Consider the following 22,789-nt stretch of genomic DNA (forward strand, 5'->3'; position numbering starts at 1 on the left):
GGCGCCCGCATCCTGTCCGCGCAGCGTGCCGTGTGGTTTCTTCAGCCCCAACCTCCTCATGCCGCCTTGTCCGCGTCCTTCCGCCGGTGATCGAAGTTGGTCAAATTCAGCTTCCGCCGATGATCCGCATAAAGCAGCGGCTCATACTTCGCCGGGTTGTCCGGACCGACGCAGGTCGAGACTGGCCGGATTACCGCATCCAGGCCCGGACCGTAGAAGAACGGCACCGCGTGCCGCAGCGCGTTGTTCGCGTTGATCACCCGGTGCGGCGTTGGGATATAGCGGTCGTTCGAGTAGCGTGACAGCATTTCGCCCGTGTTCATGACGAACGTGCCGGGGATCGCCGGCGGCCGGATCCACTCGCCCTCCCGCGTCCGCACCTCCAGCCCTGGCAGCGCCGACTGTGCCAGCAACGTCAAGAAACTCGTGTCGATATGCGGCGCGAAGCCGAACTGGTTGTCCTCCGCCGCATCATGCGACGGATAGCGGATCAGCCGCAGCGTGATCGTTGGCTCGCGGAAGTCGGTAACAAAATAATCCGGCGGCAGACCGAGGGAGGTCGCGATCACCGACACCATCTTGTGCGCCAGCGGCTGCATTACGTGGAAATAGGCCATCGTATGCCCCCTGAACAACGGCATCTCGGTCGGCCATCTGTTCAAGCCATGCAGTGGATCGCCTGACCGGATCAGCGGATCGTCCGGTGACCGGTCGGTAACGATGTAGAAACTCTCGCTCAGGTTCGGCTTGGTGTTGTGGTTGACCTTGGATGTCCGGACGATCTGCGCGCCATGCGGCAGATACCCGATGTTCAGGTCGCCTACCTTCAAGGCAAGCTTGCGCTGCTCCTCCAGATCGAAGAAGTCGGATGCCGCGGCAAAGGCACCGTCAATCAGCGACCGGCTGATGCCGTGGTTGGCAATGACCACGAAGCCAGTATCCGCGCAACTCCGGGCAAATGCGGGAGCCAACGCCTCCCGCGCGCCATCGGCGCCCGCGACCAGATTTGCGATATCCAGCACGGGTATCCGTTCGGCTAGGCTCATGGTGGTTCAACTCCCGTTTACGCTGCGCTGCATAAAGCCTAGCACAGCGGCTATTCACGACAATTGGGGGCCCTTAAGGGTGAGTAGTGACACATGGCCACGCTGCACAGGTTTAGCCGGTAAAATCTTTAGCGTTGGGAGCTAACGAGTTGTTGTTACAATATGAATGGATAATGTATCGTTCGTCACGAAAAGATTGTTCCGGTCTATGCCATCGCCACATTCCTGGCTGGGTAGGTTGGCGGTGTTGGCGGTAAAGCCCCCACGTCGGCCCGCGGCCCCTCGATTGGCGGAACATCTGGAATCCGTATAGGTTACGAATATGGCGATGGATCCGTTCGGCTGGTCAAAATGGTCGTCTCATCTGGGGAACGCAATTACCATTGCAACTGGAATTCCGGCTTTAAGCAGTGTAGTTGCGGGCCTCTGGGCCTATTTGGTTGGCGCAGGGATTTCGATCTTTCTGGTTGTGTTAGCTGCCTTCACGATGACCTTATGGTGCTGCATTGGCATTCTCTGGCTAAAAGATCGCGCCCAGTCCATAGGAAGGCGTCCTGCTCTTGACTGCTCTTGGGGATTACGTGTTGACGCTGCATTCCTAAACAGAGATGTGACTTCGAATTTCGAGTGGCAAGTTGTCATTCAATTCAGGAACGTATTGGATTGGCCCATACGTGTAGACACTATAAAAACATTTGTAGAAATTGAAAATGTTACTCCTAGTACTCAAATGGAATACAAAATTCCGGTGGTATTAACAAAAGGATCAACAACCGGGCAGAATCTTCCTCCATACATAAAAGGTGCTTTGCCTGACAAAGAACGTTATAAGGGGAAAATAGACCTTTTTATTCGGTATGGGCATCCGGACTATGGGTATTCGCGGCTTATGACGAGAAAATTTATCTTTGAGATCATAGTAAAGCCGCAGGCCCCTCCTGGGATGCAAGGCGTGCTGATGCCAATGAGCGGAAGTATTCCTTTAGGAATCGGTTCTTATGAGGAAGAGCTGGATGAGCCTTATCACGAAAGTAAGCCAACATAACGTAAAAATTCATGTAGATTATTTGCTGTCTTAATTATGCCGGTGACGCCCGTTCAACTCTAGGACCGCCATCATGGCGAGGAAAAACGTCACGTAGAACTTTTCCTGCGTAACGTGCGATATCGCCGCCGTAATCTTGTGCCCGTAGTCCGTATAATCTGTGTCCGTTTCCCCGCGCATAGCCTGTAGCGAACGATGGCGCTTGAGACTTTCCGAAACATGGCGCTGCGCACCGCCCATTCCGCCGCGGTCGCGCTATGGCAATGCCCGCTACTCCTTCTGATCCGCCTCGAACACCGCCATCAGTTCATCTGTCGCCTGCTGCACGTTCTGGATCAATTGTTTCTCGTCGCGGTAGATCGCATGCGTCTCCCGCAGGTTACGCTCGTCATGTTCGCGGAACAGTGTTATGGAACGGGCGGCTTCCGCCGGCGCCACCCCCAGGGCCGTCAGCGACTCCTCGGCCATCTTCAGGCTGGAATAGAACGTGTCGCGCACCAAGAAATCCACCGCCCGGTCCATCAGCAGGTAGGCCGCGCGCCGGTTGCGCGCCCGCGCCATGATCTTTAATCCGGGAAAACTGCGCCTGGCCACTTCGACGACGCGCAGCACGTCCTGCATGTTGTCCAGCGCGACGATCAGCAGCTTTGCCTGGGCCGCCCCGGCGGCACGCAGCAGGTCGGCGCGGGTGGGGTCGCCAAAATACACCTTGCTGCCGAAGCGCCGCAGGACATCGACCTGGCCCGGATCACGCTCCAGCGCGGTGAAGCCTATCCCGTGCATGCGCAGCACGCGGGCGACGATCTGGCCGACACGCCCGAAGCCGCAGATGATCACCGGCTCGGACGGCAGGTCGATCAGGTCGTAATCCGGCTCCGGTTCGACCTCCAGCCGGGGGATGACGAACCGCTCGGACAGCGCGAACAGCACCGGCGTTGCCGCCATCGAGACCGCGGCGGACAGCGTCGCCATCGCCGCGCTATCGGTCGCCAGCGCCCCCGCCGCGACGGCCGAACCGAACAGCACGAAGCTGAACTCGCTGGCCTGCGGCAAGGCCAGGCTGAAACGGATCGCGTCGGTCAGGCGCTGCCGGGACACCACCGCCAGGGCGAAACAGATCCCCGTCTTCACCAGCAGCAGCCCCAGCGTCGTCACCGCCAGCAGACCGGGATGAGCCACCGCCAGACGCAGATCCGCCGACATGCCGACCGAGATGAAGAAGAAACCCAGCAGCAACCCCTCGAACGGCGCGATGTCCGCCTCCAGCTCGTGCCGGTATTCCGACTGCGACAGCAACACACCCGCCATGAACGCGCCCAGCGACATCGAAAGTCCGGCGAGACTGGCGATGTATGCCGAACCCGCGACGATCAGCAGCGCGACGGTGGTGAACACCTCGGTGGTGCGGGCGCCGCCGACGATGCGGATCAGCGGCGGGATGGCGAAGCGGCCGCCGACCAGGATCACCGCAACCGCCACCGCGGCCCGCGCCACGTCATGCCATGGCACGTGATCCGGCAGCACCCGTTGCGCCAGCAGCGGAACCAGCGCCACCAGCGGGATGAACGCCATATCCTGAAACAGCAGCACCGCGAACCCATCGCGTCCCGCTCGGCTTTGCAGCAGTTCCGCTTCGGCGAACAGCGGCAGCACGATGGCGGTGGAGGACATCGCCAGCCCGGTACCCAGTACGGCGGCCCCGGCCCAGGGGATGCCCGTCGCATAAGCCAGCACCGCCAGCGCCGCCGCGGACAGGATCAACTGGCCGGTCCCCAGGCCGAACACCGCGTGCCGCATCACCCATAGCCGCCGTGGCCGCAGCTCCAGCCCGATCAGGAACAGCAGCATGACGACACCAAGCGAGGCCACGCCGGCGATCTGATCCACGCCGGTGACCAGTCGCAGACCGGATGGCCCGATGATCCCGCCGGCCAGCAGATAACCCAGCACGCTGCCCAACCCGGCGCGCCGGGTAAGCGGCACCGCGATTGTGGCGGCGGCCAGCAGCGCGACCAGGGTGGGAAGCATCGGCGGTCAGACCATCATCGGTGGAGGTTGTATCACGTCAGGTGTCCGATCATGGTCTAATTTCCTGGGTCAGAAGTTCGCCATAGTGGGCGAACCCCCGACCCCGGCCACTAGCTCTTTGTTTTGAGTGGCCTGCTTATCCCCTCCGTCCGTCATAAGGTATGACGAACTTCGGGGGCAGGACACTCGCTTTCTGTCTAATCGCATGATTCAGGCCTTCTGATTGGCGTCAGGCGACCGTGCTCTAATACCCGCGCGCGATGTCGAAGCGATTGGGCAGTGGCCGGCCGTCGCGCCAGGCCCGCAGGTTATCCAGGAAGATGTCCAGACTACGCGGGTTGTACGTCGCTGGGTCATCGGCCGAGGTATGTGGGCTGATGATCAGGTTCGGCGTCGTCCATAGCCGATGGCCTGATGGAATCGGCTCCGGCGTAAAGACGTCCAGCACGGCGCCGGACAGCCGGCCGGTCTCCAGCAGGTCGCACAGCGCGTCCTGGTCTAGCAGTCCGCCGCGGCCGACGTTCAGCAGGCCCGCACCCTCCGGTAGCAGCCCCAGCCGCCGCCGGTCCATCAGGTTCCGCGTAGCGTCGGTCAGCGGTGTCGCGAGCACCAGGAATTCGGTCTCCGCCAGCACGTCATCCAGCGCGTCGACGCCGAGCACCTGGCGGCAATCCGGCCGCGGGGCGGGATTGGCGCGGATGCCGGTCACGACCATACCGAACCGGGCGGCCTGCGCCGCAACCGCGCCACCGAGCGTGCCGAGCCCGACGACGGTAACCGCGCGGCCGGCCAGCACGCCGCCCCAAATTTCGCGCCAGACGCCGGCGCGCTGGTTGCTGACCATGCGCGGGATGCGGTTGGCCAGCATCAGCAGTGCCATGATACCAAACTCGCCGGACTTAACCGCGTGGGCGCCGCGATTGTTCATCAGCACGGCGCCCGGCGGCAGCCAGGTGAACGGCGCCAGCCTGTCAAGCCCGGCGCTGGTGACGAACACCAGCCTCAGGTGCGATGCGGCGCACGGGAAGCGGGCCAGGACGGTGCCGGTGTCGGTGACCAATGCCTCGGCGTCTTTCATCGCTTCAGTAAATTCGGCCGCCGTTGTGCCAATGGTGACGGCATGGCCCGAGCCGATATCGGGTGCGCGCGCCGCCGCGGCCTTCCACATGGCGTGGGAGAAGGCGAACAGGGTTTCGCTGTCGGGGTTCTGCAGATGGATGCGCATGGTCGGCAGCGTGCCATGCGGCGCTGACGATGGACAGACCGGTTGAACCTTTCGATAGGGCAATCGGGTGAAGTAGATCGAAGACACGGGATGGCGCATCTGCCGCTGTGTCATCACCGGGCTGGGCCCGGTGACCCACGACCTTGGCCTGGTTTGGCACCGCAAGTCGTGGGTGGCGAACCTCTCGATCAAAGATGCTGTCTGTGCGACGGCTATCGGATCTCTCCGTCCCTGATCAATCCGACACCCAATGCTTCTAGCGCTAGGTGTTTGCCGGCTGCGCACCCTCGCTCCGCTGTTCCGTGGCGCTTCCATCGTGCAGGTTCAGCGCGGTGTTGACCAACGACAGGTGGGAAAACGCCTGAGGAAAGTTGCCGACCTGACGGCGGGCCCTTGGATCATACTCCTCGGCCAGAAGCCCGACATCGTTTCGCAGCGCCAGCAGCCGTTCGAACAACGCCTCGGCCTCGTTATCGCGACCCTGCTGCGCATAGTTGTCGGCGAGCCAGAACGAGCACGGCAGAAACGCTCCTTCGCCCGGCGGCAGTCCGTCGGCGCCAGCCTGCGTGCGGTATCGCAGCATGAAACCCCCTGCGTCGAGTTCACGCTCGATTGCCGCAATCGTGCCGCGCACCCGCGCATCGTCGTGCGGCAGAAAGCCGACGATCGGGATCAGCAACAGACTGGCATCCAATTCGTCGCTGCCGTAGCTCTGAGAGAAACTGTTCTTGCCGGCGTTGAAGCCCTTGGCGCAGACGTCATCGTGGATCGCGCCACGGACCTCGCGCCAACGTTCGACCGGTCCTGGCAGCCCATACTGCTCGATGTCCTGCACCGCGCGGTCCAAGGCGACCCACGCCATGACCTTCGAATGCACAAAATGCCGCCTGCCGCCCCGTACCTCCCATATGCCGTCGTCCGGCTGCTGCCAGATGGCTTCCAGGTGCTCGATCAGATTCACCTGCAGCGCCCAGGCGGAGGGCGGGACGTCCAATCCGCCGGCACGTGCCTGGTGCAACGCGTCCATTACCTCGCCATAGATGTCGAGCTGCAGTTGCTCGGAGGCGGCGTTGCCGATCCGTACCGGCTTGGCGCCCTGGTAGCCGGGCAGCCAACCTGCCTCCCATTCCATCAGGTGCCGCTCGCCGCCGACGCCATACATGATCTGTAGTTCGTCGGCGCTGCCGGCCACGCTGCGATGCAGCCAGTCCCGCCAGGCCTGAGCTTCGGTGTAGTAGCCGCCGCCCATCAAGGCGATCAAGGTCAAGGTCGCGTCGCGAAGCCAGCAGAAGCGGTAGTCCCAGTTGCGCGGACCGCCAAGTTGCTCCGGCAGCGATGTCGTCGGTGCGGCGACGATTCCGCCAGTCGGTTCATACGAAAGTGCCTTGAGCACGATCAGCGAACGAAGCACGGCGGCCTTCCAGCGCCCGCTGTATTGGCAGCGTGCCGCCCAGGCGAGCCACTGCTCCTCGGTCGCGGCCAGCGCCGCATCGCCGTCGAAACGAGTCGGTGGCGGCAAATGTGATGGTCCATGGCTCAGCACGAATGTGACACTTTGTCCGACGTCCAGTTCGAACTTCGCCACGGTCGCCATCTCGTGCCCCTGCATTAAGACCGGCCCGCGAACCGTCACCAGGTCCGGACCCACGACCGCGAGAATCCCCTGGCGATTCTCCTCACGCGTCACCCAGGGCGTGGAGGCGCCGAAATCGAAGCGGAGTTTCAGGTGCATGCGCATAGCCACCCGGCCGCTGCGGCCCTCGACGCGGCGGATCACGTGAGAACCCTCCATCCCCAGCGGCATGGCGTCGATCAATGCCACCTCGCCGTCAGGTGTGGTGAACACCGTTTCCAGGATCAGGGTCGAGCCTCGGTAGGACCGCCGTACCTGCGGTTCGGGATGTTGCGGCGTGATCAGCCAGCTTCCGTGCCGGGAATCACCGAGCAGGGCGGCGAAACAGGCCGGGCCGTCGAAGCGCGGCAGGCAGAGCCAGTCGATCGCGCCATCCTTTCCGACCAAGGCGGCGGTCCGGCAGTCGCCGATCAGCGCGTAATCCTCGATCGGCAGCGGCGTGTCGCGGATCACGAAATCTAGCTCAGGCATGCAGGTCAGTTCCTTTTCGGTATGGCCGGGTGGTTGGCGTGCGCTTCTACAGGGTTCAGCGATCAGTCGCCCGGGGCGAAACCACGATACAGCGTCATTCCGCCATCAACAAACGGTGTTGCACCCGTAACGTCGATGGCAGAGTCAGACGCAAGCGAAACCGCAGCCTGCGCGCTATCGTTAGGTCTGCCAATACGCTCGTATGCCAGCCGGCTCATGGGGCTGCCACCGGACTAAATGGCGATGGCCGTTCAACCCCTAGCCAGGTCCAGCGCGACCACGCTGCCGATGGCGGAGTTTTATCCGGGGACGAGCGGAGGCTAGTCGGCAAGACATGATAATAGGGGCGCGTGCGGGAGGCGGTTGCTGTTAAGCTGTGCCACGGCGGTTGAATTGTTGGATCCGGAACGATCGCTCATCGCAAGTTGCATGCTTGCGGTCAGCAATGACCGCAACTTTTGCAAGACACCAGACACTTGGATTGCTCAATGTGGTTTGGCGTCATGCACAGCCGACGTCTTCGCGCCCCTTTTTTCGGCGCCTCCGCACAGCCGGCAGGCTTTTTGAGCATCTGTCCCACATGGTCAAAACATCCGCCGCGACTAGATAATTTGACTAGTCCGCCAGGTGCGGGCAGGGTGATGAAAGGACGCGCGGCCAGACCTGCGGATTCACGCGACCATCATCCTTGGAAATCTGGTCGAGGCAGCTTGGCTGTCAGCAGATCGATACCTCAGACCTGCACGAGATCCTGACGATTAGCGAACGTCAGAAGTAAAGCGCTGAGGTCTAATGGCAGTATTCAATGGAGTCCTTCAATGCACGTCGTCATGATTGCCGCAACTGCAGCACTTGGCGGGCTGTTGTTCGGCTACGATACCGGCGTCATCTCCGGAGCACTGCTGTTCCTGCGTGAGGCGTTCCACCTTTCCAGCCTGATGTTGGGCGTGGTGACCAGTATCGCGCTGGCCGGCGCCGCCGGCGGCGCGGCCATCGCGGGACGGCTGGCGGATCGCTTCGGGCGGCGCCCAACCTTGCTGGCGACCGCCGGCGTATTCGTCGTCGGCGCGATCGTGTCGGCTTTGGCGGCCAGCCTCATGCAGCTTCTCGCCGGCCGCCTGCTGGTCGGCCTTGGCATCGGTGGCGCCTCCATGCTGACCCCGCTCTACCTCGCGGAGATCGCTCCCGCGCGTGAACGCGGCGCGTTGGTGTCCTTCAATCAGCTTGCCGTCACCTTGGGCATCCTGGTTTCCTACCTGATCGGCTATGGTTTTGCCGCCAGCGGCGCATGGCGATGGATGCTGGGTCTGGGCGCTGTGCCCGGCGTGATCCTCATTGCGGGGATGCTGATCCTGCCGGAGACACCACGGTGGCTCGCGGGTCACGGGCATGCCGATCGGGCGCGTGCCGCGCTGCGTCGGCTGCGTGGCCGCAGCGCCGACATTGAAGCCGAGGTGAAGCAACTGCGGGCCGACCTCCGAAGCGATGTGCAAACCTTGCCGCAAAGCCGGCTTGGCCATGCGGCGGCACGGCTGCCGCTGATCGTCGGGATTGGCCTAGCAGTCTTTCAGCAGGTGACCGGCATCAATACAGTCATCTACTTCGCACCGGTGATTTTCCAGGCCTCCGGTCTATCCTCCGCTTCCGCGGCGATCCTTGCGACCGCCGGCATAGGCGTGGTGAACGTGGTCATGACGCTGGTGGCGATCTGGCTGGTCGACCGCCTCGGCCGGCGGGCTCTGCTTCTGACCGGCCTCGCCGGCATGGGCTTGAGCCTCTGCCTACTGGCGCTGGGCTTCCTGCTTGGCAGCGGCTCCGTACTCGGATGGCTGACAGCGGCAAGCCTGGCAGCCTATGTCGGATTTTTCGCGATCGGGTTAGGGCCGGTTTTCTGGCTGTTGATCTCGGAGATTTTTCCGTTGGCGATCCGGGCTCGCGGCATGTCGGCGGCGACCATCGCGAACTGGCTCGCCAACCTTGTCGTGGCGTTGACCTTTCTTGATCTCGTGGACCTGCTGGGGCGTCCAGGTGTGTTCTTCCTTTATGCCGCTCTGACCTTCGGCGCCCTGCTGTTCGCGCGCGCCCTGGTGCCGGAAACCAAGGGTCTCAGCCTGGAGGCTGTCGAGGCGCTTTGGCTTGAACGTGCGAGCCAAAAAGGACGGCCGCTCGGTCCTGCCAAACTCCTCGAACAGAGGTAGCACCTGTCGGCGTATCGGCGGCTGATGCTACGGGGTCTTTCGGCGCATTGGGGGCTCCACCGTTTTCCTGTTCTCGCACCGTCCTCAGCCGCGCGGCGCATTGCGCCCGACCAGCGCCCTGACAGACGCCTCGACCGCGCCTAGGTCGTTCGGCATCACGGTGAAACGTTCTTCCCGCTGAAACAGGTCGGCCATGCGCGGCGGCAGGGCAGGGCGGTGGCCAATCGCGCGCTCCATCGCGTCGGGGAACTTGGCCGGATGCGCGGTCGCCATGGCGACGGTCGGCACGCCGCCGCCGATCGGCGATGCGCGCGCGGCGGCAATGCCGATCGCGCTGTGCGGGTCGGCCAGGTAACCGCCCGCGGCATGCAGGCGGCGGATTTCCGCCTCGGTGCCCGCATCGTCCAACCGGAAACCGTGGAACCGGGCGCGCGCCCGGTGCCAGACCGCATCGGCGATGCGCATCCGTCCGGTTGCGCGGAACCCCAGCATCGTCTGGTGCGTCGCCTCGGGATCACGGTCCAGCAGCTCGAACAGAATCCGTTCGAAGTTGGAGCTCACCTGGATGTCCATGCTCGGCGACAGGGACGGCTCGACCGGCAGGATCGACATGTCGTTGGACTGAAGGAAACGGGTCAGGATGTCATTGCGGTTCGACCCGATCGTCAGCCGAGGCACCGGCAGGCCCATGCGGCAGGCCGCCCAGGCGGCGAAGACATTGCCGAAATTGCCGGTGGGTACGCTGAACGCAACCTCCCGGTCCGGCGCGCCCAGCGCCAGCGCGGCGGCGGCGTAATACGGGATCTGGGCCGCGATGCGTGCCCAGTTGATGGAATTGACCGCCGAGAGCCGAACCTGTTGCCGAAACCCGGTATCGGCGAACATCGCCTTCACCAGGTCCTGGCAGTCGTCGAAGTTGCCCTCGACCGCGATGTTGCCGACGTTGGCGGCAGGCACCGTGGTCATCTGCCGCCGCTGCACCAGGCTGGTGCGGCCATGCGGATGCAGGATCATGATATCGACGCGATCGCGGCCGGCACAGGCCTCAATCGCGGCGGACCCGGTATCGCCGGAGGTCGCGCCGACGATGGTCACCCGCGTATCGCGCTGCGTCAGCACATGATCGAACAGGCGGGACAGGACCTGCATCGCCAAGTCCTTGAACGCCAGCGTCGGGCCGTGGAACAGTTCCTGCGCGAACAGGTTGGTTTCAAGCTGCACCAGCGGCACGATCGTCGGATGATTGAAGCCTGCATAGGCGTCGCGACAGATCGTCTCCAGCACCGCGAACGGGATGGCGGCGCCGATGAACGGCTGCATGATGCGCGCCGCCAGCGCGTGGTACGGCAGGCCGCGCATCGCCCGCCACTCGGACGGGCTGAAATGCGGCCAGGTCTCCGGCATGAACAAGCCGCCATCCTCGGCCAGGCCGGCGAGCAGCACATCAGCGAAATCGCGGGCGGGCGCCCGCCCGCGGGTGGATATGTAGCGCATGCGGGTCTTCTACGCGGTTGGATGCGGTTCGGGGAGAGGAGAATGTTGGGTGGATTTCCAGCGATTTCCCGACGAAGGAAAGCAGGAGCACGCGGCGACAAATCCTGCCGATCGGGGATTGGGCTTTGACACCGAGATCAAGGCCGTTGCCGCTGGACCCTGACACGCGACATTTCATGCACCGCGTTTTGCCGGCGCGCCAGACACAATAGTCGCTTTGGTCCGGGAAGACCTGTTTGTTGGTAGTCGTTTGGCTTACAGGTCGACTTCCCGCTCAACTCGGAATTCCACTTGGCGCAAAATCGAGGAATGTGCAGCGCTGCGGTTGCTTTTCGAACTGCTACTCCCCGGCAGGTGCCCTTTTGCGAAGGCCTCGGTGTGCGCCATTTCATTCCGTTCGCGTTTCTCGTTTTGGCTAGGGGGTCCGGGGAGCAGCGGAGCCGAAAATGCAGTTCAGACCGATTTGCTCCATAAGGGTCTAGACTTCGAGAACGATGCCGTTCCGGAAGCCCGAATCGACCCTAATGGCATGGAGAAAACATCCCGTGCCAGTGTGCCGATGAGGTATACCTCAATAGAGCTATGACCGCTTGGGGTGGACAGCGGACATACGCCCCGTAGGGAGCGGGCGCGGATTTACGCGGACGATCTACGACATGGACGAGCCGTGCAGGCTATGGCGGACATCCCGGTCCTTAAGGCCACCAGCCACCCAATCTTTGGCCTTTTTCAGCAGCCTGCTACAGCGTAACGGCCGTCAGACGGTCCCGCAGACGCGGAACGAGGAAATCGACGAACGCGCGCAGCTTGAGCGGCAAACGTTTTTGCTCGTCGTAGACCAGATGCACCGGACGGGGGGTGGGCTCGTAGGCTTCGAGCAGTAGCTGCAGCAGGTCGTCGCGCACATAGTCGGCAACCTGGTAGGACATGGTCCTGACCACCCCCACGCCTGCCAGGCCCGCATCGATCGCCGCGTCGATGGTGCTGACGCTGAGACGTGATCTGAGAGGTACGGCGAGCTCGTTCCCGTCCGACCAGTAGCGCCAGGTGGTGGGGGACGACACGCTCTCGAACGAGATTACATCGTGGCCGGCAAGATCCTGCGGAACGGCTGGCGCCGCGTGCGAAGCGAGATACACCGGGCTTGCGCACGTCACCCGGCGGACGGCGCCCAGCCGGGTCGCGATCAGGCTGCTGTCGGGCAGATCGCCGATCCGCAGGGCGACGTCGACCTGATCGTCGAGGAAGTGGGTCACTCGGTCGGTCAGCATCAGCTCGACGGACACCTCGGGGAACACCGTGAGGAAGGCGGTGACGACGGGCAGGACGTGCAGCCGGCCGAACATCGTTGGGGCGGTGACGACAAGGTCGCCCTTGGGCTCGGCGTACTCGCCGGCCGCGGAGCGCTCGGCCTCGTTCAGCTGCTCCAGGATAGTCTTGACCGACGTGACGTAGGTCCGGCCGGCGGGCGTCAGCTCCAGGCCTTTGGACGAGCGGATCAGGAGGTCCGCCTTCAAGTGGCTTTCGAGTTCGGACACCTTGCGGCTCACGGTGGCGAGTGGCTGGCCAAGTTTGCGGCTGGCCTTGGAGAGGCTGCCGCACTCCACCGCCGTGAGCATCACCTGCATCGCGTCCAGACGATCCATGGGCCTACCAGAATGTGGAACGACACCTTCCTACCTTAGCTACTTCCCGCAAAAATTGGAAACCACAAGACAGAGCGCTCGCGAGCCGCCGCAGATCGCAGCGCTCATCTTCAGTTCAAGACGTGTCCAAATCTGCCGTCATCCGCCTCGTCCGACGACCGCGTTGCGGCGTCTTAACTCTACGGGGCCTGAGCCTTTCCACTGAATGGGAGGCTGCTTCCCGAACTCGACTGCTGCCCGGTCTGTCCGGAAGGGCCGACAACATCCTCGTCAAACAAGGCGGCCTGGGCCGCAAGATCAAGGAGATCAGGTGATGACCGTCCACTTCGAGACCGTCGACGTCAACGGCCTGAAGGTGTTCTACCGTTCCGCCGGCGACCCGAGCGCGCCGGTCGTGCTGCTGTTGCACGGCTTCCCCAGCGCCAGCCATATGTTCCGCGACCTGATTCCGGAGCTGGCCGGTAAGTACCACGTCGTCGCCCCGGACTTGCCAGGCTTCGGCATGACTGAGCAACCCGCCCGCGACGTCTTCGCCTACACCTTCGACAATATCACCAAAGTGGTCAGCCGCTTCACCGAAGTGCTGGGCCTGAAACAGTTCACCATCTACGTATTCGACTACGGCGCCCCGATCGGCTTCCGTCTGGCGCTGGCTCATCCTGACCGCATCAGCGCGATCGTCTCTCAGAACGGCAACACCTACCTGGAAGGCGTGTCCGAGGCCTTCGCTCCTGTCCAGGCCTACTGGAATGAGCCGACCCAGGCCAACCGTGACGCCCTGCGCGGCTTCCTGGCCCCGCAGACAACGCTGTTTCAATACACTCATGGCGTAAGCGACCCGGCGCTAGTGTCGCCCGACGGCCGCAACCTCGACGACTTCTACCTGGCTCGCCCAGGCAACGACGAGATCCAGCTAGACCTGCTCGGCGACTACAAGACCAACGTCGCCCTCTACGGCGACATACAGGCCTATCTGCGCGACAAGCGACCGCCGGTGCTAGCCATCTGGGGCAAGAACGACCCGTTCTTCCTCCCGCCGGGCGCCGAAGCCTTCAAGCGGGACGTCCCGGATGCCGAGATCCGCTTCGTCGATACTGGCCACTTCGCCCTGGAAACCCACGCCCACGAGATCGGTGCAGGCATGCGCGACTTTCTCGCCAAGCATCTGGGCTGACTCCCGGCTCTAGCCGCCCGCCCCACCATCAGGAGACTGCCTTGTCCAGAACTGAGAACGTCGACGTATTGATCCTGGGCAGCGGTCAGGGTGGCAAGCTGCTCGCCTGGCACCTTGCCAGAAAGGGCAGGAAGGTCGCGGTGATCGAGCGTCGCTGGGTAGGCGGTGCTTGCCCGGCCGTCGCGTGCATGCCGTCCAAGAACGAGGTTTGGAGCGCGCGGATCGCCCATGTCGTCCAGACCGCAGCCCCGTTCGGCACGACCGTCGAGGGGGTGCGGACGGACATGCGGAAAGTGCTCGTTCGCAAACAGGCGATGGTCGAGCGCGAAATCGCGGTGCACCTTGCGGCCTACGAGGAGAGCGGGGCGGAGCTGATTATGGGCACCGGTCGCTTCACCGGGTCCAGGACGATCGAGGTCGCCCTGAACGACGGCGGCACGCGAACGCTGTCCGGGGCGGAGGTCGTCATCGACGTCGGTACGCATGCTGCGATGCCGGACATACCGGGACTGATCGACGCCCGCCCACTCACTCACATCGAGGCGCTGGAGCTTGACCGTTTGCCGGCGCACCTCCTCGTGCTCGGTGGCGGGTATGTCGGGATCGAGATGGCCCAAGCGTTTCGTCGTTTCGGCAGCCGGGTGACGATTGTCGAGCCGGGCCCGCACCTGATGAGCCGTGAGGACGCCGATGTCGCGGAGGAGATCCTCGGCTTGCTGACCGACGAGGGTGTGGAGATCCTGACCGGCGCCAAGCCGGTCAAAGTGGCAGGACTGTCCGGCGACACGGTGTTCCTCACGGTGCGAACCGCAAACGGCGAGGAGACGATCAGGGGAAGCGACCTGCTCGTCGCGACCGGCCGGGTGGCCAACACCGCCGGGATCGGGATGGAGCTGACCGGGGTCGCGCTCGACCCACGCGGCTTCATACGAGTGAACAAACGTCTTGAAACGGACGCACCCGGCATCTGGGCCATCGGCGAGTGCGCGGGCAGCCCCCAATTCACCCATGTTTCGGTCGACGACTTCCGGATCGTCCGGGACAACATGGCCGGCGGGGACCGCAGGACCTGCGACCGGCTAATTCCTTACGTTATGTTCACCGAGCCGCCTCTCGCCCGCATCGGCTTGTCCGAAGGCGAGGCGAGGCGAAAGGATATCCCGGTCCATGTCGCCAACCTGCCGATGAAACGCGTCCTGCGCACGGAAGCGACGGACGAAACGCAGGGTTGGATGAAGGCCGTGGTCGGGGCGGACGACGACCGGGTGCTGGGCTTTACGATGATCGGGGCGGAGGCCGGCGATGTCATGGCGGCCGTCCAGGTCGCGATGATCGCTGGCCTCCCCTACACGAAGCTGCGTGACGCGGTCATTTCCCACCTCACCTATGCGGAAGGGCTCGGGCTGCTGTTTGCCGGCATGCCCGAGCGGTCGGCCTAGGCATGTCATGCTCTCTGACGCGCCAGCGGTCGCACGACGGCCCGGCACGGCGACGGCAGGCAACCCATCGAGCGTGGGTGCACCCGAATGGAGCCGCATCCCGACGCCGGTCGATCTCTCCCGGAATTCTGGAAGCATCATCGTGAACTTCATCGTCGACATTCTAAGCAGGTTCGGCCTGCTCAGGCGGGACCTCGACTATCACCTGCTTCGCGTCGCGATGGTGATCATCTTCGCATGGTTCGGCTGGGACAAATGGCACGTGGAGGAAATCCAGCAACTCGTCCCGCTGATCAACCACGGCCCGCTGATCTTCTGGACGATACCGGTCCTGGGCGTCCGGGGCACCTCGATCCTGCTCGGCGCGTCCGAGTGGACGTTCGGGCTGCTGATGTTCCTGGGGTTCTGGGACAAGAGGCTTGGTATCCTGGGAGCTCTCGGCTCCATCGCCACCTTCACCGCGACGGTCACGATCTTCCCGTTCGCTCCTGGTGGCTGGGACGAGGCGGCAGGGGGGTTCCCATCCATGTCGATCACGAGCGCCTTCCTGCTAAAGGATCTCGTCCTGCTGGCGGTCTCCTTCTACCTGCTCAAGCAGGATGCCTCGCGATTGGTCGCGGCTCGTACACTCCGATGAACCAAGTCGCGAAAAGCTTTCAGGCGAAACGCCCCGCACGCCGCGATCCGCACACGCGACGTCCTCGCCAAGCATCTGCGCTGACCCCTGCCGCAGCAGCACGCCCTTTTCGGCGCCGGGCTATACCTGCGTTTCGAGGCTGCTAAGCGCAACCTTTCATGAACGAGGCCGACCATGACCGCCAACCCAACAGACGTCATCCGCGACTTCTACGACAAGCTTGCCGCCGGCGACGCCCCTGGCGCCCTGGGCCTGATGGCTCCCGACATCCAGTGGACCACCATGTGGCACTACAAGGTCGAAGGCCGCAGTCCCGGTGCTGTCGCGGAAGGGCTGTTCAAGCCCTTGGTGGCGGAGTGGACCAGCTTTTCGCTCGTGCCCACCGAGTTCATCACCGAAGGCGAGACCGTGGTGTCGCTTGGTGATTTCAAAGGCGTCCACCGCGTTACCGGCAAGACCTCAGAAGCACCCTACGCCCACGTCTGGACCGTCAGCTACGGCAAAATCAACACTTTCCGCCAGTATATCGACACGCTGGCGGTCGCCCAGGCCCGCGTCTGATGAACCGTGTGGCCATCGTCACCGGCGCGAGCCGCGGCATCGGACGTGCGACCGCCATCCGCCTGGCCCGCGACTTCAGCGCCGTGGCGCTGGTGGCGCGGACACAGGAAATCCTGATCGAGACAGCTGATGCGGTTAGGGCGGCAGGAATGCCGACCCGAGCATGCGGAGAATATGCATGAGCCGTCCCCCGCTTCCCCCCTTCACCGAAGAGACCGCAATCCAGAAGGTGCGGGCCGCGGAGGACGCCTGGAATACGCGTGATCCGGCGCGGGTGGTCCTGGCCTACACGCCCGACAGCTACTGGCGAAACCGAGTCGAGTTCCCGAACGGCCGCGAGAAGATCCAGGCTTTCCTCACCCGCAAGTGGGCCCGGGAACTGGACTACCGGCTGATCAAGGAGCTCTGGACTTCTGCCGGGGATCGCATCGCGGTGCGGTTCGCCTACGAATACCGCGACGACAGCGGACACTGGTTCCGCGCCTACGGCAACGAGAACTGGCGCTTCGACGCCGACGGCCTCATGGCCGCGCGCTTTGCCAGCATCAACGAACATCCCATCGCCGAGGCCGAACGGCATTTCCGCTGGCCCCTGGGTCGCCGCCCCGACGACCACCCAGGCCTCAGCGACCTCGGCCTCTGACGCCTCGCTCGCTCATGCACCGGCGATTTCCATCGGGGTCGAAAGGTAAGCTGCCATGACTAAGCTGGTCTTCATCCAAGCCACCCTTCGCGGCGAGCAGTCCAAATCGATCCAGGCCGCCCAAACGTATCAGGGCGTGCTTGAGCAGGCCAAGCGGGCTGCGGTGGACCTCGCCCAGACGCACGCATGCGTCTGACGTTACCGGAAGGAGCAAGACAATGAACCCTCGTACGGTCGGGGCCGCGATCCTTGGCGCGGCGCTTGCGGGCTCCGCGGCGGCGGCAACCCCCATCTCCTCGACCACGGCGACGACCACGTATCACCGCACCCAGGTCGCCGGCGTCGGGATCTTTTATCGGGAGGCGGGCCCCAAGGACGCGCCCACCATCGTGCTGCTGCACGGGTTCCCCTCGTCTTCGCGGGGATACAACATGCTGATCCCTCTGCTAGCAACGCGCTATCACATCGTCGCACCGGATTTCCCAGGTTTCGGCCAGAGCGATGCGCCGTCGCCGGCAGTGTACAGTTACACCTTCGATCATCTCGCCGGTACAATCAACGCGCTGCTCGAGCAACTCAAGATCACCCGCTACACGCTCTACCTGTTCGATTACGGGGCGCCGATCGGTTACCGCATCATCTTGGCTCATCCTGAGCGATTGCACGCGCTGATCGTCCAGAACGGTAACGCCTACAAAGAGGGGCTTGGACCGAAATGGGCGAAGATTGCGCAGTTCTGGGCCGATCCGAAGGGGCATCCAGAGGTCGTCGACGGCTTTCTTTCCTATGAGGCGACAAAGCAACGACACTTAGCCGGCACCTCTCATCCGGAGGCTTACGACCCGGATAGCTGGACCGACGAATTCGCCCATCTCTCGCAACCCGGTCAGCGCGAAATCCAAGCGGCTTTACTCTACGACTACCGCACGAACGTCGCATCCTATCCGGCCTGGCAGGCGTGGCTTCGCGAACACAAGCCGCCGACGCTGGTCGCGTGGGGCGCGAACGATCCGTCCTTCATCGCGGCGGGTGCGATGGCCTTCCGCGCCGACCTGCCGGACGCGGAGATTCATCTGCTGGACGCCGGCCACTTCGCGCTGGAGGAGAAGAACGACGAGATTGCCCACCTCATCCTCGATTTCATGGCGCGCCATCCGGGCTAGGCGTCGAGGTCACACTGACTATTCCGAAAGCGCGGCACGGCGAAGTCGAGGAAGAGTTGCACTTTCATAGGCACCCGACGATCTGCCCGCCCTTTCAGGAGGCGAACGCAATGTTCCATACCCACCGAGCTGACCCCAATCGCAAGACGGAAATACGACGGTGAGCGGCGCGGTCGCGCAGCGGCGGACGGCCCACCCCAACGGCCGGCGGCTGCACCCCTGGTCGGTCAGGGTCATGCACTGGACCAACGCCGTGGCGATGCTCGTCATGATCACCTCTGGCTGGGGCATCTACGACGACGCCGTGATCATACGCGGGCTGCATTTCTCCAAAGGCTTGCGCCTCGGCGACTGGGCCGCGTGGAGCCTGAACTGGCACTTCGCCGGCATGTGGCTCCTGGCGATCAACGGCCTGTGCTACCTGATCTACGGCGTGCTGACCGGCCGGCTGCGCGAGCGGCTCCTGCCGATCCGCTTGCACGACGTAATCCAAACCGTGCGTGACACGCTTCGGCTCAAGATCGAGCACAACGACCTCACGACCTACAATGCGGTCCAGAAGATACTCTACATCGTCGTGATCCTGGCCGGCGTCTCCCAAGTCGTGACCGGCCTGGCGATCTGGAAACCAATCCAGTTCTCGCGCCTGGTCTCGTTGCTGGGCGGCTTTCAGTGGGCACGGTTCATCCACTTTGCCGGCATGTCGGTGATCGTCGGCTTCCTGGTCGTCCACGTACTACTGGCGTTGCTGGTGCCGCAAACGTTGTGGGCCATGCTGACCGGTGGCCCACGCGTGGGGCCATCCGGTCATGGCGCGCCGGAGGGGATGCGATGAACTCCCGTTTCCGGCCCCGCAAGCGGCCCGATCCCGCGGTCCTGGATAATCACCGTCCGTTGCTGCGATCGCTGGAGCGGCGCGGACTGATCCGCGGCGGCCTCTCGCTCGGCGCCCTCACCATGCTGACCGGGTGCGACGTGACGCGGCCCGCATCCGTTGAAGCCGCCTTGCTGGCGATCTCCAGGTTGAACGACGGCGCGCAGGCGTGGCTGTTCGATCCGAACAAGCTTGCGCCCACCTACCCGGCGTCGATGGTGCTGAAGCCGCCCAAGTTTAATGCCTACTACGACGTGACGGACGTGAAGCCGGTCAACGGAACGGACTGGCGTCTCGATCTGTCCGGCCTGATCGCCGACAAGCGGCCCTGGACGTTGCCACAGATCAACGCCTTGCCGCAGCGCACGGAGATCATCAAGCATATCTGTGTGGAGGGGTGGGACTACATCGGCCAATGGACGGGCGTACCGCTGCGCACCTTCCTCGAACGGGTGGGGGCGGACCTGCACGCCAAGTATGTCGCGTTCAAGACGGCCGACGACTACCCGAGCAGCATCGACATGGCTACCGCCCTCCATCCGCAGACGCTGCTAGCGACCCGGTATGCGGACGACACGCTAGCGGACCCGTTCGGCTACCCGCTGCGACTGCGGATGTCGACCAAGCTTGGCTACAAGAACCCGAAATGGATCACTGCGATCGAGGTGACCAACACCTATCCGGGCGGCTACTGGGAAAAGCTCGGCTTTCCCTGGTTCGCCGGCGTATGAAACCGCCCATTGGCGCCGGGAACGGTGCCCCGCTACGGCGGCGGAGGGCGGGCGGGCACCGCTTGGTCGCCGCGTCCGCGCTTCTCCTGCTTGCGGCACGCACGGCGTCCGCGCAGAGCCCGACCCCGGGCGGAATGCCCCCACCCCCCGGCATGAGCATGGCCGCGTCGGCGGCGATGCGCTTTCCCCAGCCCGTTCGTGTCGGCGACCTGCTGCGGCGCGACGTGATCCAGCCGGTCGAAAGCCAGAACTTCCTGGGCACGCTGCAACAGATTGTCCGCGATCCCGACGGCACCCTCGCCGCGGTCATCAACCTGGGCGGCTTCCTGGGCTTCGGGTCGCGGCCGGTGTCCGTGCCTGTGGACGCCCTGGTACTGCTGGGCCAGGTGGTCGAAGTCGACGCCTTCACCCCGGCTCAGCTAAGGCAGCTGCCGACCTTCTCGCCCGGGATCGCCGCGCCGCTGTCCCCCGACGCGGTCATCAAAGTCGGCCTTGCCAAACCCTCCCACTGAGCATCGCTGACGGCCTGTACGGCCTTGAAGGGGGCGAGCCGGATGGTGATGATGTGTCCCCCAGGCGGTCGCGGAACTGCACTCTGGCGGTCCGGCCTGTTGCTGACGGGAGGTGCCGTGATCGGCGCCATGATCGGCGAGTGGACGGCCCGCAACCTGATCCCGCACGAGGCTCGGGTGCTGCACAACGCGGTCGCTTCCGCGGTGTTCACGGTCGTGGGAACGACCTACGCCGTTCTCCTTGCCCCCGTCGCCATGCTGGCGCTCGAGGGCTACAACAAGCCGGAAGCCGTCACCGGTCACGAAGCGTCGCTGGGGGAGGAGGTGTTCCAGCTGCTGTTCGGGTTGAGCGGTTGAGCGGACCCAGGCCGGCGGAGATGCAGCAGGATGTCCGGTGTGTTGGTGCTGCTGGTGGTCGTGGCCCTGAGCAACCCCTTCGAAGGGAACTCGCCATTTCCGACCACCATTCCAGCGCGTGCTCATACCAACCGACAAATGAGCTGACTCGTACGTGATTTCCGCCGGCTCGGGGCGTCGTGGTGGTTTGGTCCAGCTTGATGACGGGTGGAACAGCCATGACGATACAGATCACGCGACGGGAGCACGATGCCGGCGCACTGCGCTGGCAGGCTGGCCGCACAACCGAGGCGCCGGTGGCGCGGCGACTTCTGGCGCTGGCGCTGGTGCTGGAAGGTCATAACCGGACGGATGCCGCGAACACCTGCGGGATGGACCGGCAGACGCTGCGCGACTGGGTAATCCGCTATAACGAGCACGGCATTGCGGGTCTATCAGACCGTCCGCATGGCGGCGGGGCGGCGGCGAAACTGTCTGTCGAGGAGACGGCGCAACTGGCGATCTGGGTTGGCAAAAAGCCGACTGTTGCTGAAGATGGCGTCGTGCGTTGGCGGTTGTGCGACCTGCGGGAGCGGATCCTGGCGCGCTTCTTTGTCCTGATGGATGAGCGCAGCGTCGGGCGGATTCTGTCGGCATTGGGGTTCAGCCACATCTCGGTTCGGCCGCGTCATCCCAAGGCGGATGCCGAAGCGCAGCAGGCGCATAAAAAAACTTTGCCGAACTGGTCGCGGCTGCCATTCCGCCGGCCGCGCACGGCAAGCCGATCGAGCTTTGGTGGCAGGACGAAGCCCGCGTTGGTCAACAAGGCAGCCTGACCCGCATCTGGGCGGAACGCGGCAGCCGCCCCACAGCACCGCGGGATCAGCGTTACCACTGGGCCTACCTGTTCGGCGCGGTCTGCCCGGCGCGGGGCGTCGGGGCTGGGCTCGTGCTGCCGCACGCCAACGTCCACGCGATGAACCTGCACCTGCAGGAAATCAGCACCCAGGTCGCCGAAGGTGCGTTCGCCGTGCTGACGCTGGACGGCGCCGGATGGCACCAGACGGGCGACCGCTTGGAGGTGCCCGAGAATATCGGGCTGTTGCACCTGCCGCCCTACTCGCCGGAGTTGAACCCCGTCGAGAACGTCTGGGAATTCCTGCGACAGAACGACCTCAGCAACCGCGTCTACGCAACCTCTGAAGCGATCATCGACGCATGCTGCGTGGCTTGGAACAAACTCATCGCCGCACCAGAGCGTATCCGATCAATCGCCACACGGGACTGGGCAAAAACGGTCACCTCATGAGTCGTTTGGTATCATGGAGATGACGGGCTAGCAGAGCCGCTCTCCACCCTCGCCAGGACACACCTGTTCGAACAGCCGCGACGCTGCCGGTTCCGTGCTTTGCCAATGGATTGCCACTTCCTCCCAAGCGGCGCTCGACAGGCCGGGCACGAAGGTCCGGAAAAGGTCGGAAGCGGCGGCCGCGCTCGGCTGAAATGCATTTTTGGTTCCGCTGCTACCGAACCCCCGGCTACCACTCTTGAGGCAAGCGGCGATGCAATCATTCGCGCTGGTCTGCGATCTCATTCCATTTCGGCACGCGTCGCGCTGATGCTTGCGGGCGCTGTCATCCTTTACGGCTACGGCCTTAGCCTCAACCTTGCGCCGCTAGACTGGGGACGCCTGATCGGTGCGTACGTGGCGACCTTTTTTGTCGTCGGGCAGATCATCAACCTCGTGGCTTTCGGAACTGCGCCGACATTGCGAATTATTGTCGGCGGCCTGTTTATTCTGACGGGTGGCGCGATCATTACCTTATGGCAGCACTAGCGCCCCTTGTCGGATGCCGAGCGGGTAATGCTGCGAGGCAAGGCGTGACACGATTGGCTGACTGATATTGCAGAGTCTGACCATCTCGGCGCCAGA

The 22,789-nt window shown here is 63.7% G+C and carries 23 protein-coding genes; 16 read left to right on the forward strand and 7 right to left on the reverse strand.

The genetic code is table 11. The annotated features are described in order from the left end of the window. Positions 1-56 precede the first annotated feature (56 nt). On the reverse strand, positions 57-1,046 hold the full coding sequence (locus ACQY4S_RS02060; protein ID WP_428483517.1) for an isopenicillin N synthase family dioxygenase: 990 nt from the start codon (positions 1,044-1,046) through the stop codon (positions 57-59). A 322-nt stretch (positions 1,047-1,368) separates the two neighbouring features. Between ACQY4S_RS02060 and ACQY4S_RS02065 the strand changes: the two genes are divergently transcribed. Continuing rightward, positions 1,369-2,091 (forward strand): hypothetical protein, encoded by a 723-nt coding sequence (locus ACQY4S_RS02065; RefSeq protein WP_428483518.1) that lies wholly within the window; start codon positions 1,369-1,371, stop codon positions 2,089-2,091. A gap of 270 nt (positions 2,092-2,361) precedes the next feature. Here the strand turns inward: ACQY4S_RS02065 and ACQY4S_RS02070 are convergent, their stop codons facing one another. From ACQY4S_RS02070 to ACQY4S_RS02085, 4 genes are all read right to left on the reverse strand, one after another. Beyond that, positions 2,362-4,119 carry a monovalent cation:proton antiporter-2 (CPA2) family protein gene (locus ACQY4S_RS02070; protein ID WP_428483519.1) on the reverse strand — a complete coding sequence of 586 codons (1,758 nt, stop codon included), beginning with the start codon at positions 4,117-4,119 and terminating at the stop codon, positions 2,362-2,364. A gap of 244 nt (positions 4,120-4,363) precedes the next feature. Continuing rightward, positions 4,364-5,443 (reverse strand): D-2-hydroxyacid dehydrogenase, encoded by a 1,080-nt coding sequence (locus ACQY4S_RS02075; RefSeq protein ID WP_428483520.1) that lies wholly within the window; start codon positions 5,441-5,443, stop codon positions 4,364-4,366. A 163-nt stretch (positions 5,444-5,606) separates the two neighbouring features. Then, entirely contained in the window at positions 5,607-7,448 is a 1,842-nt protein-coding gene (locus tag ACQY4S_RS02080) for a glycoside hydrolase family 15 protein (RefSeq protein WP_428483521.1), read from the reverse strand. A gap of 62 nt (positions 7,449-7,510) precedes the next feature. Continuing rightward, positions 7,511-7,666 carry an SDR family oxidoreductase gene (locus ACQY4S_RS02085; RefSeq protein WP_428483522.1) on the reverse strand — a complete coding sequence of 52 codons (156 nt, stop codon included), beginning with the start codon at positions 7,664-7,666 and terminating at the stop codon, positions 7,511-7,513. A gap of 600 nt (positions 7,667-8,266) precedes the next feature. Between ACQY4S_RS02085 and ACQY4S_RS02090 the strand changes: the two genes are divergently transcribed. Next, positions 8,267-9,646 (forward strand): sugar porter family MFS transporter, encoded by a 1,380-nt coding sequence (locus ACQY4S_RS02090; protein WP_428483523.1) that lies wholly within the window; start codon positions 8,267-8,269, stop codon positions 9,644-9,646. A gap of 84 nt (positions 9,647-9,730) precedes the next feature. On the opposite strand, the gene thrC is transcribed toward ACQY4S_RS02090, so the two are convergent. Together thrC and ACQY4S_RS02100 are read right to left on the reverse strand one after the other, a co-directional pair. After that, the gene (gene thrC / locus ACQY4S_RS02095; protein ID WP_428483524.1) at positions 9,731-11,140 is read right to left on the reverse strand and encodes a threonine synthase; all 1,410 of its coding nucleotides are present in this window, start codon (positions 11,138-11,140) and stop codon (positions 9,731-9,733) included. 740 nt (positions 11,141-11,880) lie between these two features. Further along, positions 11,881-12,786 (reverse strand): LysR family transcriptional regulator, encoded by a 906-nt coding sequence (locus ACQY4S_RS02100; RefSeq protein WP_428483525.1) that lies wholly within the window; start codon positions 12,784-12,786, stop codon positions 11,881-11,883. Between the two features lie 313 nt (positions 12,787-13,099). On the opposite strand from ACQY4S_RS02100, the gene ACQY4S_RS02105 reads away from it, so the two are divergent. The 14 genes from ACQY4S_RS02105 to ACQY4S_RS02170 all read left to right on the forward strand — a co-directional run bounded on the left by ACQY4S_RS02105 (position 13,100) and on the right by ACQY4S_RS02170 (position 22,693). Next, positions 13,100-13,960: an alpha/beta fold hydrolase gene (locus ACQY4S_RS02105; protein ID WP_428483526.1), complete on the forward strand. Its 861-nt coding sequence runs from the start codon at positions 13,100-13,102 to the stop codon at positions 13,958-13,960. A gap of 41 nt (positions 13,961-14,001) precedes the next feature. Beyond that, complete coding sequence (locus ACQY4S_RS02110; protein ID WP_428483527.1) at positions 14,002-15,399, forward strand: FAD-dependent oxidoreductase; 1,398 nt, start codon at positions 14,002-14,004, stop codon at positions 15,397-15,399. Between the two features lie 142 nt (positions 15,400-15,541). After that, positions 15,542-16,036, forward strand: a complete 495-nt coding sequence (locus tag ACQY4S_RS02115) for a YkgB family protein (protein WP_428483528.1) — start codon at positions 15,542-15,544, stop codon at positions 16,034-16,036. 174 nt (positions 16,037-16,210) lie between these two features. Next, the gene (locus ACQY4S_RS02120) at positions 16,211-16,597 is read left to right on the forward strand and encodes a nuclear transport factor 2 family protein (RefSeq protein ID WP_428483530.1); all 387 of its coding nucleotides are present in this window, start codon (positions 16,211-16,213) and stop codon (positions 16,595-16,597) included. Beyond that, positions 16,597-16,779 (forward strand): SDR family NAD(P)-dependent oxidoreductase, encoded by a 183-nt coding sequence (locus ACQY4S_RS02125; protein WP_428483531.1) that lies wholly within the window; start codon positions 16,597-16,599, stop codon positions 16,777-16,779. The genes ACQY4S_RS02120 and ACQY4S_RS02125 overlap by 1 nt, the downstream gene beginning before the upstream one ends. After that, complete coding sequence (locus ACQY4S_RS02130; RefSeq protein WP_428483532.1) at positions 16,776-17,240, forward strand: DUF1348 family protein; 465 nt, start codon at positions 16,776-16,778, stop codon at positions 17,238-17,240. The genes ACQY4S_RS02125 and ACQY4S_RS02130 overlap by 4 nt, the downstream gene beginning before the upstream one ends. A gap of 55 nt (positions 17,241-17,295) precedes the next feature. Next, the gene (locus tag ACQY4S_RS02135; protein ID WP_428483533.1) at positions 17,296-17,436 is read left to right on the forward strand and encodes a hypothetical protein; all 141 of its coding nucleotides are present in this window, start codon (positions 17,296-17,298) and stop codon (positions 17,434-17,436) included. 22 nt (positions 17,437-17,458) lie between these two features. Further along, on the forward strand, positions 17,459-18,403 hold the full coding sequence (locus tag ACQY4S_RS02140; protein WP_428483534.1) for an alpha/beta fold hydrolase: 945 nt from the start codon (positions 17,459-17,461) through the stop codon (positions 18,401-18,403). A 160-nt stretch (positions 18,404-18,563) separates the two neighbouring features. Next, positions 18,564-19,238, forward strand: coding sequence for a cytochrome b/b6 domain-containing protein (locus tag ACQY4S_RS02145; protein ID WP_428483535.1), 675 nt, complete (start codon positions 18,564-18,566; stop codon positions 19,236-19,238). Beyond that, the gene (locus ACQY4S_RS02150) at positions 19,235-20,008 is read left to right on the forward strand and encodes a molybdopterin-dependent oxidoreductase (protein WP_428483536.1); all 774 of its coding nucleotides are present in this window, start codon (positions 19,235-19,237) and stop codon (positions 20,006-20,008) included. Before ACQY4S_RS02145 ends, ACQY4S_RS02150 begins: the two co-directional genes overlap by 4 nt. A gap of 158 nt (positions 20,009-20,166) precedes the next feature. Next, a complete protein-coding gene (locus ACQY4S_RS02155; RefSeq protein ID WP_428483537.1) occupies positions 20,167-20,520 on the forward strand; it encodes a hypothetical protein in 354 nt (117 codons plus the stop codon). Between the two features lie 117 nt (positions 20,521-20,637). Further along, positions 20,638-20,877 (forward strand): hypothetical protein, encoded by a 240-nt coding sequence (locus tag ACQY4S_RS02160; RefSeq protein WP_428483538.1) that lies wholly within the window; start codon positions 20,638-20,640, stop codon positions 20,875-20,877. 218 nt (positions 20,878-21,095) lie between these two features. Further along, a protein-coding gene (locus ACQY4S_RS02165; RefSeq protein WP_428483117.1) for an IS630 family transposase occupies positions 21,096-22,165 on the forward strand; the annotation gives its coding sequence in 2 pieces (ribosomal slippage) (positions 21,096-21,582 and positions 21,582-22,165; 1,071 coding nt in all). Between the two features lie 105 nt (positions 22,166-22,270). Next, entirely contained in the window at positions 22,271-22,693 is a 423-nt protein-coding gene (locus ACQY4S_RS02170) for a hypothetical protein (protein WP_428483539.1), read from the forward strand. The last annotated feature ends 96 nt before the right edge of the window (positions 22,694-22,789 follow it).

Source organism: Rhodopila sp. (genome assembly GCF_965276935.1).
Taxonomy (GTDB): domain Bacteria; phylum Pseudomonadota; class Alphaproteobacteria; order Acetobacterales; family Acetobacteraceae; genus Rhodopila.